The following is a 12,877-nucleotide window of genomic DNA, read 5'->3' as shown; positions in this document are numbered from 1 at the left end:
GAAAGGAGTAAACTTAAGAGATCCCCGAGAGGAGAAAAGCGATGAAACGACTCTTACTTTTAGCCATGCTGTTGCCGTTTGCAGGCTTTACACAGCCCATCAACACCATGAATAACCCGAACCAACCCGGTTATCAGATCCCGAGTCAGCAGCGTATGCAAACCCAAATGCAAACGCAGCAAATTCAGCAGAAAGGGATGCTCAACCAACAGTTGCAAACCCAGACGCGTATGCAGCAACAGCATCTGGAAAACCAAATTAACACCAACTCCCAGCGGGTCCTTCAGTCTCAGCCAGGCGAGTTGAATCCCAGCCAGCAGCAAATGCTGCCCAACAGCAACGGTGGGATGTTGAGTGGAACCCGTAACCCGGACAGCTCTCTGAATAAGCAACATATGCTGTCAGAGAAAAAGAACGGCGACATGCTGAAGCCCTCCAGCACGCCGCAGCCTAACGTTCCGTTAAAAACGATTGGGCCTTAAAAAGGTTGGAAATCCGGACCAATCGTATCAATGGCATCGGTACAGATGCAGTCCACGCCCCAGCGCAGCAGTTCCGCCGCGCGCTGGGGTCGGTTGACGGTATATACCAGAATACGTAGCCCCGCATCACGCAGCGCATCCACACGCGCTTCATCCAGCAGTTTGTGATTAAGATGAATAGAGACGCAGCCAAGCCGCGTTGTCAGCTCGCGCCAGTCCTCGCGCCATTCATCAAGCAGCAAGCCTCTCGGCAGTTCAGGTACCGCCAGCTGCGCCGCTTCAAGTGCATCAATTTCAAAGGATGACAATAGTGGCGGCGTCATTCCCGCCCACAGTTCCCGCGCGGCCAGCGCCACGACTTTGCCGGTTAACGTTCCGGTGCCGGTTGTGGGTTTAATTTCAATATTCGCCATCATACCGTGCTGACGGCAGCGCTCGGCCACTTGCGAGAGCAGCGGCAGCGGTTCACCTTTAAACTCACCGCTAAACCAGCCGCCGGCGTCCACGCGCAATAAATCCTGCCAGTTCAGCTCGCCTGCCACGCCCCACCCGTTGCTGGTTCGCTCCAGGTTGTCGTCATGCAGTAAGAAGATCTCACCGTCTTTCGACAATTTAGCGTCAAACTCGATCATGGTATGCCCGTATCGCGCCCCCACGTCGATCGCCGCCAGGGTGTTTTCCGGGGCCAGCTTACCGCCGCCACGATGGGCGACAATATGGGGGTAAGGCCAGTTACTCATACGCGTTGTCCTGTTTCGCCATCAAAAAGATGCAGATGATTTTCCGGCAGATGCAGCCACAGCGTGCTGCCTGCCGTTGGGCGATGCTGATGCGCCAGTCGCACCACCAGCTTTTGCTCGCCCCAGCGTCCGTGTGCCAGGTTATCTGCGCCCAGCATTTCCAGTGTATCAACAACCAACGGCACGCCGCCTTCGGCCTGCGAGCTTAGCGCAATATGCTCTGGGCGGATACCCAACGTCATTTTATGCCCAATAGACTCTCTCGCGCTTCTGCCGATGGGTAGCGTCATGCCGCCCTCCAGTTCAAAATGGGTGCCCGAGGTACTGATGCACCCGTCCAGCAGGTTCATCGCCGGGCTGCCGATAAAACTCGCCACAAAGCGGCTGGCAGGCTTTTCATACACCTCAACCGGTGTACCTATCTGCTCGGCAATGCCTTTGTTCATCACCATCACCCGTTGGGCGAGGGTCATCGCTTCAACCTGGTCGTGCGTCACGTATAGCGAAGTGGTTTTCAGGCGGCGATGCAGATGTTGTAACTCCAGACGCATCTGCACGCGCAGCTTGGCATCGAGGTTAGAAAGCGGCTCATCGAACAGGAATACCGCTGGGTCACGCACAATCGCTCGCCCCATCGCTACGCGCTGGCGCTGACCGCCAGAAAGTTCGCGCGGACGACGTTTGAGCAGCTCACCCAGCTCGAGAATACGCGCCGCCTCATTTACCCGTTCAGCAATGTGCTCCTTGCCCATCCCGCGGATTTTCAGCCCCCAGGCCATGTTTTCTTCCACGCTCATATGCGGGTAGAGCGCGTAGTTTTGAAAGACCATCGCAATGCCGCGATCCTTCGGCTCCATCTCGGTGACGCGTTTATTATCAATCCAGATATCGCCACCGCTCACCCGCTCCAGCCCGGCCACCATCCGCAGCAGCGTAGACTTTCCGCAGCCGGATGGGCCAACCATCACGATAAATTCCCCGTCCGCGACGTCCAGCGTCAGCGGTTTAATCACCTGGGTTTTGCCGTCCCAGCTTTTGGTTACTGCCTGTAGTTTTAAACCAGCCATTTTTATTTCTCACTATCGACCAGACCGCGTACGAAGGCACGCTGCATGGCTAACACGATGATTACCGGAGGGATGAGCGTCAGCAGCATGGCAGCCATTACCTGGTTCCACTGCGTGGTGCCTTCACCGGTGGCGATCATGCCTTTGATACCCGCCACCGCAGTACCCAAATTGACGTCGGTAATAATTAACAGCGGCCACAGATACTGGTTCCAGCCGTAGATAAAGGTAATAACGAACAGCGCCGCCAGATTGGTTTTTGACAGTGGTAGTACGATATCGCGGAAAAAACGCATCGGTGACGCACCGTCAATTCGCGCGGCCTCAACCAGCTCATCCGGCAGGGTCATAAAGAACTGTCGGAACAGGAAGGTCGCAGTAGCCGATGCCATCAACGGCAGCGTCAGACCCGCATAGCTGTCGAGCATTTTCAGGTTGGCGATAACCTCCACGGTGGGGAAGATTCGCACCTCAACCGGCAGCATCAGGGTGATAAAAATCATCCAGAAGAACAGGTTGCGCAGCGGAAAACGGAACCAGACGATGGCGAATGCGGAGAGCATGGAGACGGTGATTTTCCCTACCGTAATACTGAACGCCATGATGAAGCTGTTAAGCATCATCAACCAGAACGGCGCGCTGTTGACGCCCACACCGTTGACCCAGATGTATTTCATGTTCTCCAGCAACTGCGTGCCGGGAACCAGCGTCATCGGCGTTTCAAACACCGCTTTGTTGTCCAGCGTCGCCGCAACAAACGCGACGTACAGCGGAAACAGGATCACCATGATCCCCATAATCAACATGGCATGGCTGAATATTGTCAGCCCACGACGGTTCTCAATCATTGGTAACGCACCTTACTTTCCACATAGCGGAACTGCACCACCGTCAAAATAATGACCAGGAACATCAGCACCACCGATTGTGCGGCGGAAGAAGCCAGATCCAACCCGACAAACCCTTCACGGTAGATCTTATAAATCAGCGTGGTCGTCGCCTGCACCGGCCCACCCGCCGTGGCGGCATCAATAACCGGGAAGGTATCAAAGAAGGCATAAACCAGATTCACCACCAGCAGAAAGAAGCTGACCGGGGCTATCAACGGCAGCGCCAGCTTAAAGAAGCGGCGAACCGGCCCTGCGCCATCAATCGCAGCAGCTTCGATCAGTGATCGCGGGATAGACTGCAGTGCGGCAAAGAAGAACAGGAAGTTGTAACTAATCTGCTTCCAGACCGATGCAAACACCACCAGGAACATCGCCTGACCGCTGTTTTGCGCATGGTTCCAGTCATAGCCAAACTCACCGAGAAAATGGGTAATCAGCCCACGTCCTGGGTTAAACAGGAAGATCCACAATACGGCGGCGACGGCAGGCGCGACGGCGTATGGCAACAGCATCAGCGTCTGGTAAAAACGGCTGCCGCGCACCACGTAATTCACCAGCGCCGCAAAAAATAACGACACCAGCAGACCACTTACCGTGACTAACGTACTGAACTTAATGGTGGTCCAAAATGAGTCGAGGTAGTACGGGTCATGAAACAGCGCGACAAAGTTTTCCAGTCCGACAAACTGGCTGGAAAGACCAAACGGATCAACGGATTGTAGCGAGTACCACAACGCTTCACCGGCGGGCCAGATAAAGAAAATAACGGTGATAACCAGCTGCGGAGCCACCAACAAATAGGGAAGCCAACGCGAGCGGAATACCGGACGGGATGAAGACATGTAGGTTCTTTTCCTAGAAGGTGCCGGATGGCGGTGCAAGCACCTTACCCGGCCTACAAACTACGAACTTGTAGGCCGGATAAGCGCAGCGCCATCAGGCACTTATACACTTAAGACTTGGTCGATTGCTCAAAGCGGCGCAGTAACTGATTGCCACGCTCAACGGCGGCATCCAGTGCCTGCTGCGGGGTTTTCTTCCCAGTCCAGACGCTTTCCAGCTCTTCATCCACAATAGTGCGGATCTGCGGCATATTGCCCAAACGCAGCCCTTTGGTGAACGGCAACGGCGGCTTGTTCAGCATCTGGCGGGTGGCGATATCAGCCCCAGGGTTCTTCTCATAGAAGCCCTGTTCACGGGTCAGGTCGTAGGCAGCGGTGGTGATCGGTAGATAGCCGGTCTTCTGGTGCCATTCAGCAGCAATTTCAGGCTTCGCCAGGAAGTTGAGGAACTGCGCCACGCCTTCGTAGGTTGCTTTGTCTTTACCCTGCATCACCCACAGGCTGGCCCCACCGATAATCGCATTCTGCGGCGCGCCCTTCACATCAGCATCGTACGGCATCATCCCGACGCCATAGTTGAATTTAGCGTAGTGACGGATGTCAGCCAGAGAACCGGAAGAGGCGGTGGTAATGGCACAATCCCCGTTGTAGAACTTCTCAGTGGATTCGTCCTTACGCCCGAAGTAGCTGAAATCACCTTTTTTGTTCAACTCCTCCAGCAGAGCGATATGTTTCACCTGTTCCGGTTTATTGAACTCCAGCACCGCGTCAGTACCGTCAAAGCCATTGTTTTTGGTTGCTACCGGCAGACCGTTCCAGGCGCTGAAGTTTTCAATCTGAATCCATCCCTGCCAGCCGCTGGCGTAACCGCACTTCATACCTGCGGCTTTCAGCTTCGCGGTATATTCCGCCAGATCCTGCCAGGTTTTCGGCGGCTGCTCCGGGTCTAAACCGGCTTTTTTGAAGGCATCTTTGTTGTAGTACAGCACCGGAGTGGAGCTGTTAAACGGCTGGGAGAGCAAGTGTCCGCTTTTAGAGTCGGTGTAGTAACCGGAAACGGTCGGTACGAACTGAGACTCATCGAAGTTAATGCCAGCCTCTTTGAATACTTCATAGACCGGTTTAATGGCTTTTGAGGCCATCATGGTTGCCGTACCCACTTCATAAACCTGCAGCAGCGCAGGCGCGTTTCCGGTACGGAAAGCAGCAATTCCTGCACTCAGGCTCTGCTCGTAGTTGCCTTTGTACTGCGGAACAATTTTGTAGTCGGGATTGGCTGCATTAAAACGTTGCGCCAGTGAATCAACTTCTTTACCCAGTTCGCCTTCCATTGAGTGCCAGAACGGGATAGTGGTGACCGCCAGTGCCTGACCTGCAAATGCCAGGCTAAGTGCCAGTCCTAAAGCTGTATGTCGTAACGATATCATCGGTTATCTCTCTTGTTGTGCCGGATGCGCGATATCACGCGTTTTATGCTCGCGGGGGTAACATGACATGCTCGAATGACAGAAAAATAACTTTTTTATTACAAAAAAAAGATAGTAAGGCGACAAACAGATGGCAAGGCGGTGACGGTGCTAAGGAAGGAAAGTGGGAGCTGTGACACTTATAGCGAAAGTGCCTACGAACCGCCGGATGGCGATGCTAACGCATCTTATCCGGCCTACAATGGCTTCCGCCGGAGTTAACCACGCAGGCGAGAGGCTATTTGTTCCAGCGTCAGTTGGCCCGCAGCCGCTTCAACCGTCATGGCGACAAAATCCGGGTTTGCAGGCACAGCTATCCCGTTACGCTTTAAAAACAGTAACGTAATAAACAAAGCGGTACGTTTGTTACCATCATTAAAAATATGCCCACGTGAGATAGCCAGTAAATGCATTGCGGCCAGCAACCACACGTCGGTCACACCTTCGTATTCAATTTGATTTAACACTCGATACATCAGCGCTTCAGCACGACCAGGATCAGGCATGCCCGCAACGCCAGGCGTTACGCGTAGCAGCCTGTCGTGAAACTGGATTATCTCTTCCGCTGAGATAATTTGTAGGGTCATTTATCCGCCAGCTCCCTGATTTCATTACCATGTACCATCATGATATCGGCAAATTCATCATCAAGTCTTGCAGCCTGATAGCGTTCGAACTCTTCCGCGCTGATGATTACGGCAGGCTTATGACCACGACGTGTAATAGTGACAGGAACGCCGGTGACAGCGCTCTCCAGTACTTCAGCCAGATTTTGTCGGGCTTCGCTATAGTTCATGGTACGCATCAAAACCTCCTCATATGTACAACTCAATTGTACATCTAAGATGTACAAAAAAGAAGCATCACTCAGGTTGTGCGAACGTAAACTCCAGCGCCAGTCCCAGGATCTGCATACCGTGGATATTATCTTCCGGCGATATCGCCACCAGACTTTCCAGAAACTTGAGCCGTCGCGACTGGGCGTTAATGATGAGCTTTCCTCGTAGCGCGGGAAGCTTCAGTGAAGAGATGGGGTACACCACGCGCCCGCAAACATCGACCGGCAATTTGCGTAAGTCAACCTGCTGCAGCACTCCGACAGAGGAATACAACAGGGCAACTGGCGTAACGGCAAGCAACGGCGCACTACTGATACTGACGAAATCCAAAAGTAGTTCGGGGCGCAGATAGTGCAGCCCATAAACTCCGGTAAAATTAATCCCGACGCCAGCGTCGTTCATATTCATTCTGTAAACGCTGCTGCTCTCGCCGCTCACGTTCACGTTGGATATCCGATTTATCATCATCCCAGCCAGGGCATACCGAGCTGGTAAACACTTCGCAGGGCGAGTCGGATTGCGCTAACGGGTTGTCCGGTTTCTCTTCCCAGATAGCGGGATCGCGCGGGTCAAACGCTGGCGGTGTTGAGGCCAGGGTAGTTAATGAAAGCGTCAAAAACAAACTGCCAATCATCATGCAGGTACCTGAACGAATCATCCTTTCTCCATGTTCATTTTATTATTGATAACTATTCTCAATAATAACATAGAGCAATAAAAAGGGGCCACAGCGGCCCCTTGTCTATTCAGAGAATGATTAACCGCCCAGATACGCGCTTCGCACCGCTTCGTTAGCCAGTAACGCATCACCTGTGTCTTCCAGCACCACATGACCGTTTTCCAGCACGTAGCCGCGATCGGCGAGCTTCAGCGCCTGGTTAGCGTTCTGTTCGACGAGGAAGATGGTCATCCCCTGCTCGCGCAGCTGTTCGATGGTGTTAAAAATCTGCTGGATGATAATCGGCGCCAGACCCAGCGACGGTTCATCAAGCAGTAGCAGCCTCGGCTGGCTCATCAGTGCGCGGCCTATCGCCAGCATCTGCTGTTCACCGCCGGACATCGTTCCCGCACGTTGAATACGACGCTCATGCAGACGGGGAAACAGGTCATACACCCATTTGATGCGTTCCTGAAACTGGTCCTTTTCGGCAAAGAAGCCGCCCATCGCCAGGTTCTCTTCCACCGTCATGCGGGAAAACACGCGACGCCCTTCCGGCACAATCGCTACCGCTTCGCGCATGATTTTCGCCGTCTGCCAGTCGGTAATGTCTTTACCATCAAAGACGATTCGCCCGCTGGTCGCTCGCGGGTCGCCACACAATGTGCCGAGCAGCGTGGTTTTTCCCGCGCCGTTAGCACCAATCAGAGTAACGATTTCACCCTGGTTGATATACAAGCTGACGTCGTGCAGCGCCTGTATCTTGCCGTAGTGGGCATTGACTTTGTCGAACGATAACATCGCCTTATCCATATTAATCCTCGCCCCCATTATGCTTCACCTAAATAGGCGCGGATAACATCCGGGTTATTACGAATCTGTTCCGGCGTCCCATTTGCCAGCGGCGTGCCCTGGTTCACCACGTAAATACGGTCGGAAATCCCCATCACCAGCTTCATGTCGTGCTCAATCAACAAAATGGTGGTGTTGTGATGGTTACGCAGTTCAGCAATCAGCTCGTCCAGCTCCTTGGTCTCTTTCGGGTTGAGTCCAGCAGCGGGTTCGTCGAGCATCAGGATTTCCGGCTGGGTCACCATGCAGCGCGCAATTTCCAGACGACGCTGGTCGCCATAGGCCAGGTTACTGGCCTGACGGTTGGCATGCTCCAGCAAGCCAATACGCTCCAGCCAGGTAGCGGCGCGATCCAACGCTTCACTCTGCGCGCGACGGAACGACGGGGTTTTCAACAGGCCGGAGAAGACGCCAGTTTTCAGTTGCTGATGTTGCGCCACCAGCAGGTTTTCAATCACCGTCATTTCGCGAAACAGACGCACGTGCTGGAAAGTACGTACCACGCCCATACGCGCGATTTGCTGACCCGGCAGCCCTTCCAGGTGCTGGTCACGCAGCTTAATCGTCCCGCCGGTCGGCTTATAAAAACCGGTCAGACAGTTAAAGACCGTGGTTTTCCCCGCACCGTTCGGGCCGATTAACGAGACAATCTCCTGCGGTCGCAGTTCCAGTTCAACGTTGTTTACCGCCAGCAGACCGCCGAAGCGCATCATCAGGCCGTTAACGGATAATAATGGCTGACTCATGCCTGCTCTCCTTTTGCTTCCCCGTTTTTCAGCTTCAACTGTGGACGGGTCATCGGCAACAAGCCCTGCGGACGCCAGATCATCATCAGTACCATTAAACCACCCAGCATTAACATGCTGTATTCGTTGAAATCACGCATCAGTTCGCGTGACACCACCAGCAGGATAGCTGCGAGGATGACCGCAAACTGTGAGCCCATTCCGCCCAGTACCACAATCGCCAGCACAAAGGCCGACTCGGCAAAGGTGAAGGATTCCGGGCTGACGAAGCCCTGGCGCGCGGCAAACAGCGTACCGGCAAAACCGGCAAACGCGGCGCTGATGGTAAAGGCTGTCAGCTTGATACGCGTAGGGTTTAAGCCCAGAGAACGACAGGCAATTTCATCTTCACGCAGCGCTTCCCACGCACGACCCAGCGGCATACGCAGCAAACGGTTGATAACAAACAACGAGAAGACCACCAGCAGCAGCGCCACCAGATAGAGGAAAATGACGCGGTCAGACGGATCGTACTTGACGTTAAAGAAGTTGCTGAAGGTATCCCAGCCGCCTTCACGGGCGGTACGGCTGAACTCCAGACCGAAAAAGGTCGGTTTCGGGATCTGGCTAATACCGTTTGGACCGCCGGTTACTTCGGTGTTGTTGAGCAGCAAGATGCGGACGATTTCGCCGAAGCCTAAGGTCACAATCGCCAGATAATCACCGCGCAGGCGCAGTACCGGGAAGCCGAGCAGGAAGCCCGCAGCAGCGGAAACCAGTCCCGCCAGCGGCAGACAAGTCCAGAAGCCGAGTCCGTAATAGTGGTTCAGCAGCGCGAAGGTGTAAGCGCCGATGGCATAGAAGCCGCCGTAGCCCAGCACCAGCAGGCCCGAAAGCCCTACCACCACGTTTAAGCCGAGGCCGAGGATGATATAAATCATCGTCAGCGTGGCGATATCCACCGTACCGCGTGACACCATAAACGGCCACGCCACGGCAATCACCAGCAGCGCCACCAGGAACAGCTTCTGTTTAACGGTGGAGCCATCAATCGCCGGCAGAATAAACTTTGGTCCGGAGACGCTCTTCAGGCCTTTCTGGAAGGCTGGACGCAGCAGTTGGAAAAGAAAGACCACGCCAGTGCCGATAAACACCCACTGCCAGCGGATATCCGCGGCGGTATCAACTACCAGCTTGGTACCGTCCAGCTCTAACTGAACGCCCATAAAGACGCCCGCCAGGACGAAGAACATAGCGGCAGAGAGCAGCGCCATTGCAAAATGCATCGGTTTCATACTTTCTCTACCTCCGGGCGACCCAGAATACCGGTCGGCATCACCAGCAGCACCAGAATCAGCAGCGCGAATGAAACGACGTCTTTGTATTCGGTACTCAGATAAGCAGAGGAGAGCGCTTCCGCAACGCCCAGAATCAGGCCGCCGATCATCGCCCCTGGAATGCTGCCGATGCCGCCCAGTACCGCCGCGGTAAAGGCCTTCATCCCGGCCATAAAGCCGATGTATGGGTTAATTACGCCATAGAACTGACCGAGCAGCACGCCCGCTACCGCCGCCATTGCCGCACCAATCACAAAGGTCAACGCAATCACGCGATCGGTGTTAATGCCGAGCAGGCTGGCCATCTTCAGGTCTTCGGCACAGGCACGGCAGGCGCGGCCCATACGGGAGTAACGGATAAACAGCGTCAGCGCCAGCATCGCCAGGAAGGTTACGATCCAGATAACCAACTGCATGGTGGTGATGGAAGCAGAGAAGTTATCGCTACTGCCGACAGTCCACTGGCCATTAAACAGGCTGGGCAGCGCCACGTCGCGCGAACCTTCCGTCAGGCTGACGTAGTTTTGCAGGAAGATGGACATCCCGATAGCGGAAATCAGCGCGATCAGGCGCTTGGAGCTGCGCACGGGCCGATACGCCACGCGTTCAATGCTCCAGCCGTAGGCGCTGGCAATGACAATCGCGCCGACGAAGCCCGCCGCGACCAGTAGCCAGCTGGAATCGATGCCCATCATCATTAGCGCAGCGATGATCATAAAGGAGACATAGCTGCCGATCATATACACCTCGCCGTGGGCGAAGTTGATCATGCCGATAATGCCGTACACCATCGTGTAACCGATGGCGATCAGCGCGTAGGTGCTTCCCAGCGTGACGCCGTTAAACATCTGCTGCAAGAAATAGAGGAACTGCTCGGACATAAGGTAACCTTTTTAAACCCGCCCGTTTTGCACGGGCGGTGGGATAACTCGTCTTCAGGTATTACTTCGCAACGGTCGAAGAACCGTCTGCATGCCACTGGAAGACACCAAACTCAAATCCCTTCAAATCGCCTTTTTCGTCCCATTTCAGCGGCCCAATCACGGTATCAGCCCCGTGTGCTTTCAGATCTTTCACCAGGTCCAGCGGCTCTTTACTACCGCTGCGATCCATTGCTGTCGCCAATGACTGGACGGCTGCATAAGTGATCCACACGTATGGTCCGGTTGGATCTTTCTTGTCAGCTTTGAGCGCATCGACGATAGCCTTATTCGCCGGATCCTGGTCATAGCGTTTTGGCATGGTTACCAGCATGCCTTCAGCAGCATCACCGGCGATGTTAGACAGCGACGCATTGCCGACGCCCTCAGGTCCCATAAACTGGGTTTTCAGCCCGACGGAACGCGCCTGACGCAACATTTGCCCCATTTCCGGGTAGTAGCCGCCGTAATAAACAAAGTCGATATTTTCTTTTTTCAGGCGAGCGATCAGCGCAGAAAAATCTTTTTCCCCGGCGGTGATACCGTCAAAGAAAACGATATTGGCTTTGCCCGCTTTCAGGCTGTCCTGCACCGAACGCGCCAGACCTTCACCGTATTGCTGTTTATCGTGAATGATGGCGATACGCTGTGGCTTCACCTTCTCCAGAATGTATTTCGCGGCGGTCGGCCCCTGAGAGGAGTCCAGGCCCGCTGTACGCATAATGTGAGCGTAACCTCGCTGGGTCAGTTCCGGGTTTGTGGCACCCGGAGAAATCATCAGAATGCCTTCATCTTCATAGATATCTGATGCGGGCTGCGTGGAAGATGAGCACAGATGTCCAATAACGTACTGAATGCCGTCATTGACGATTTTGTTCGCTACCGCAACGGCCTGTTTCGGATCGCAGGCATCGTCATATTCCACAGCGACCAGTTTGTCGCCTTTGACCCCGCCTTTGGCATTGATATCTTTAATGGCCTGACGTGCGCCATTAAATTCCATATCGCCCCACTGCGCGACCGGACCTGACATCGCGCCGACAACAGCGACCTTGATATCTTCCGCCATGACCGCGTGTGACATTGCCAGTGCTATCACCCCTGCGATGATTGTTTTCGCATTCCGTTTCATTACCTGAATCCCCATTCGTGACGTAATTAATATTTTGTATTTATGTGGTTAAAAAGCAGTCTGTGCTTTTTTTGAACTACACTATTTTTACCAGTCTCATTAATGGTTTAGCGCAGTTTTTTAAGCAAAATCAGGCTAAAATCTCTATTTTTCAGTCGATTAAGAAAAGATAATATTCTGCTTTTCACTATAGATAAACAAAAAAAAGCACGTTTGTCAGCATAAAATAACGGTACAAAGAGCCGAATAAAATGCTGCATTCCAGGGTATTATTCTGCCTGTTTTTCAATCTCTACGGTTTCAAACTGTCATTACCGTTGTTACAAAATTATTAATCTGGTTATTCACATAAAAAAGAGAAAGCATCCGGCCGAATTATTTCGGTACACTCATTCCATCTTTTGTGATTTGGACATGCTGTTAATGAAGCTGACCATCGTTCGTTTAGATAACTTTAGCGACCAGGACCAGATTGATCTGGGCAAAATCTGGCCGGAATATTCCGCCTCATCGTTAAGCGTAGATGAAACGCACCGGATCTACGCCGCACGCTTTAACGAGCGTCTGTTAGGCGCAGTTCGCGTAACCCTGAGCGGCACGCAAGGTGCATTAGATTCATTGCGCGTACGCGATATCACCCGCCGTCGCGGCGTCGGGCAGTATTTGATCGAAGAAGTCATCCGGGAAAACCCTGACGTGAGTTCATGGTGGATGGCCGACGTCGGCGTCGAAGACCGCAGCGTGATGGCCGCGTTTATGCAGGCGTTAGGGTTTACAGCCCAGGAGAATGGCTGGGAAAAAAGATAAAAAAGCCGGATGGCGCTGACGCTTATCCGGCCTACATGCTGGGAGCAAAAAATAAAAAACCATCTCGCAATTTTCCAAGAATTTCACGTTGCAGGAAGGCGGCAAGTTATGAAGTCCCCG

At 53.6% G+C, this 12,877-nt stretch carries 16 protein-coding genes and 1 pseudogene; 3 read left to right on the top strand and 14 right to left on the bottom strand.

The window, feature by feature from the left end:
- The first annotated feature begins 41 nt into the window (after positions 1 to 41).
- Positions 42 to 482 (top strand): DUF2756 family protein, encoded by a 441-nt coding sequence (locus OGY68_RS04435; protein ID WP_057067170.1) that lies wholly within the window; start codon positions 42 to 44, stop codon positions 480 to 482.
- On the opposite strand, the gene ugpQ is transcribed toward OGY68_RS04435, so the two are convergent.
- The 14 genes from ugpQ to livK all read right to left on the bottom strand — a co-directional run bounded on the left by ugpQ (position 479) and on the right by livK (position 11,950).
- Positions 479 to 1,222 (bottom strand): glycerophosphodiester phosphodiesterase, encoded by a 744-nt coding sequence (ugpQ, locus tag OGY68_RS04430; protein WP_057067171.1) that lies wholly within the window; start codon positions 1,220 to 1,222, stop codon positions 479 to 481. The genes OGY68_RS04435 and ugpQ overlap by 4 nt on opposite strands.
- Positions 1,219 to 2,289, bottom strand: coding sequence for a sn-glycerol-3-phosphate import ATP-binding protein UgpC (locus OGY68_RS04425; RefSeq protein WP_032945244.1), 1,071 nt, complete (start codon positions 2,287 to 2,289; stop codon positions 1,219 to 1,221). The genes ugpQ and OGY68_RS04425 overlap by 4 nt, the downstream gene beginning before the upstream one ends.
- A 2-nt stretch (positions 2,290 to 2,291) precedes the next feature.
- On the bottom strand, positions 2,292 to 3,137 hold the full coding sequence (gene ugpE / locus OGY68_RS04420) for a sn-glycerol-3-phosphate ABC transporter permease UgpE (protein WP_003023450.1): 846 nt from the start codon (positions 3,135 to 3,137) through the stop codon (positions 2,292 to 2,294).
- Positions 3,134 to 4,021: a sn-glycerol-3-phosphate ABC transporter permease UgpA gene (gene ugpA, locus OGY68_RS04415; RefSeq protein WP_003837841.1), complete on the bottom strand. Its 888-nt coding sequence runs from the start codon at positions 4,019 to 4,021 to the stop codon at positions 3,134 to 3,136. Before ugpA ends, ugpE begins: the two co-directional genes overlap by 4 nt.
- Positions 4,022 to 4,131: 110 nt before the next feature.
- The gene (gene ugpB / locus OGY68_RS04410) at positions 4,132 to 5,448 is read right to left on the bottom strand and encodes a sn-glycerol-3-phosphate ABC transporter substrate-binding protein UgpB (protein WP_003827583.1); all 1,317 of its coding nucleotides are present in this window, start codon (positions 5,446 to 5,448) and stop codon (positions 4,132 to 4,134) included.
- 257 nt (positions 5,449 to 5,705) lie between these two features.
- Positions 5,706 to 6,074 (bottom strand): type II toxin-antitoxin system death-on-curing family toxin, encoded by a 369-nt coding sequence (locus OGY68_RS04405; RefSeq protein ID WP_032945247.1) that lies wholly within the window; start codon positions 6,072 to 6,074, stop codon positions 5,706 to 5,708.
- Positions 6,071 to 6,292 (bottom strand): type II toxin-antitoxin system Phd/YefM family antitoxin, encoded by a 222-nt coding sequence (locus OGY68_RS04400; protein WP_032945249.1) that lies wholly within the window; start codon positions 6,290 to 6,292, stop codon positions 6,071 to 6,073. The genes OGY68_RS04405 and OGY68_RS04400 overlap by 4 nt, the downstream gene beginning before the upstream one ends.
- A gap of 58 nt (positions 6,293 to 6,350) precedes the next feature.
- Positions 6,351 to 6,728 carry a dTDP-glucose pyrophosphorylase gene (locus OGY68_RS04395; RefSeq protein WP_286616855.1) on the bottom strand — a complete coding sequence of 126 codons (378 nt, stop codon included), beginning with the start codon at positions 6,726 to 6,728 and terminating at the stop codon, positions 6,351 to 6,353.
- Positions 6,703 to 6,984: a hypothetical protein gene (locus tag OGY68_RS04390; RefSeq protein WP_048215382.1), complete on the bottom strand. Its 282-nt coding sequence runs from the start codon at positions 6,982 to 6,984 to the stop codon at positions 6,703 to 6,705. The genes OGY68_RS04395 and OGY68_RS04390 overlap by 26 nt, the downstream gene beginning before the upstream one ends.
- A gap of 99 nt (positions 6,985 to 7,083) precedes the next feature.
- Positions 7,084 to 7,797, bottom strand: coding sequence for a high-affinity branched-chain amino acid ABC transporter ATP-binding protein LivF (livF, locus tag OGY68_RS04385; RefSeq protein ID WP_003827581.1), 714 nt, complete (start codon positions 7,795 to 7,797; stop codon positions 7,084 to 7,086).
- 17 nt (positions 7,798 to 7,814) lie between these two features.
- A complete protein-coding gene (gene livG / locus OGY68_RS04380; RefSeq protein ID WP_003023438.1) occupies positions 7,815 to 8,582 on the bottom strand; it encodes a high-affinity branched-chain amino acid ABC transporter ATP-binding protein LivG in 768 nt (255 codons plus the stop codon).
- Positions 8,579 to 9,856 carry a branched chain amino acid ABC transporter permease LivM gene (livM, locus tag OGY68_RS04375; RefSeq protein WP_048215381.1) on the bottom strand — a complete coding sequence of 426 codons (1,278 nt, stop codon included), beginning with the start codon at positions 9,854 to 9,856 and terminating at the stop codon, positions 8,579 to 8,581. Before livM ends, livG begins: the two co-directional genes overlap by 4 nt.
- Positions 9,853 to 10,779: a high-affinity branched-chain amino acid ABC transporter permease LivH gene (gene livH, locus OGY68_RS04370; protein ID WP_003827575.1), complete on the bottom strand. Its 927-nt coding sequence runs from the start codon at positions 10,777 to 10,779 to the stop codon at positions 9,853 to 9,855. The genes livM and livH overlap by 4 nt, the downstream gene beginning before the upstream one ends.
- A gap of 61 nt (positions 10,780 to 10,840) precedes the next feature.
- A complete protein-coding gene (gene livK, locus OGY68_RS04365) occupies positions 10,841 to 11,950 on the bottom strand; it encodes a high-affinity branched-chain amino acid ABC transporter substrate-binding protein LivK (protein WP_003023433.1) in 1,110 nt (369 codons plus the stop codon).
- Positions 11,951 to 12,373: 423 nt separating this feature from the next.
- On the opposite strand from livK, the gene panM reads away from it, so the two are divergent.
- Positions 12,374 to 12,757 carry an aspartate 1-decarboxylase autocleavage activator PanM gene (gene panM, locus OGY68_RS04360; protein WP_003827573.1) on the top strand — a complete coding sequence of 128 codons (384 nt, stop codon included), beginning with the start codon at positions 12,374 to 12,376 and terminating at the stop codon, positions 12,755 to 12,757.
- Positions 12,742 to 12,869, top strand: a pseudogene (locus OGY68_RS22950) (hypothetical protein). The gene panM and the pseudogene OGY68_RS22950 overlap by 16 nt, the downstream one beginning before the upstream one ends.
- Positions 12,870 to 12,877: the final 8 nt, after the last annotated feature.

It is taken from the genome of Citrobacter sp. Cpo065, assembly GCF_030332805.1.
Classification (GTDB): Bacteria; Pseudomonadota; Gammaproteobacteria; order Enterobacterales; family Enterobacteriaceae; genus Citrobacter; species Citrobacter portucalensis.
Note: the sequence above shows the minus strand (reverse complement) of the source record. Positions and strands in the feature narration are given on the sequence as shown.